The organism is Microbacterium dauci (assembly GCF_030065535.1).
Taxonomy (GTDB): Bacteria; Actinomycetota; Actinomycetes; order Actinomycetales; family Microbacteriaceae; genus Microbacterium; species Microbacterium dauci.
Genome location: NZ_JASJND010000013.1, coordinates 1 through 764 on the forward strand (window position 1 = coordinate 1; position 764 = coordinate 764).

1 pseudogene is annotated in these 764 nt (G+C 68.2%); it reads right to left on the minus strand.

Annotation, left to right across the window (positions count from 1 at the left end):
* Positions 1 to 7 precede the first annotated feature (7 nt).
* Positions 8 to 764: pseudogene (locus QNI14_RS14115) on the minus strand (IS5 family transposase); the annotation flags it as partial.

Sequence of the window (764 nt, forward strand, 5' to 3'; positions counted from 1 at the left end):
CAGCCGGCTAGGGTGCGTCTGACAGCGTTCTGGTCCAGGCGATGGCGGCGTGGATGAGGACGGCGGCGCGGTAGGTGATCGCGTGTTTGTCGTAGCGGGTCGCGAGGCCTCGCCATTGCTTGGCGTGGCAGAACCGGCGTTCGATCACGTTGCGGTTCTTGTAGTCGTCGGTGTCGAGCCCGACAGGCCTTCCGCCTCGTGAACCGCGACGCTTCCGGTGCCCCTGCTGGTCGCGGGGCTCGGGGATCACGGCTTTGATCCCACGCCCCCGCAAGCGTGACCGGATCGCGCGGGACGAGTACGCCTTGTCGCCCCAGACCGCGTCCGGGCGGGTGCGAGGGCGACCGACGGGGCGACCCACGCGAAGCTGATCCAGCAAGGGCAGCAGCATCGGCGAATCACCGGCCTGTCCGGGGGTGATCACCGTGACCAGCGGCAGCCCCTTCCCGTCAACGAGCTGGTGGATCTTCGTCGACAGGCCGCCCCGGGAGCGGCCGATAGCATGATCAGGCGGCTCGACGCCCGGATTCGTGTAATTCGATACAGCCCCCTGTGGGGCGACTCGTGTTCGTCGCGTGCTGATGCGCCCGCGTGATCGTCGAATCCACCGATACCGACCAGTCCACCAGCCCCTCGGCGTCGGCCTGCGCGATCAGCGACTGCACGATCGAGTCCCAGGTGCCTTCGGTCGCGAGCCTGCGATGCCAGGTCCACACGGTCTGCCACGGGCCGAACACTGCAGGAAGATCGCGCCACGCGATCCC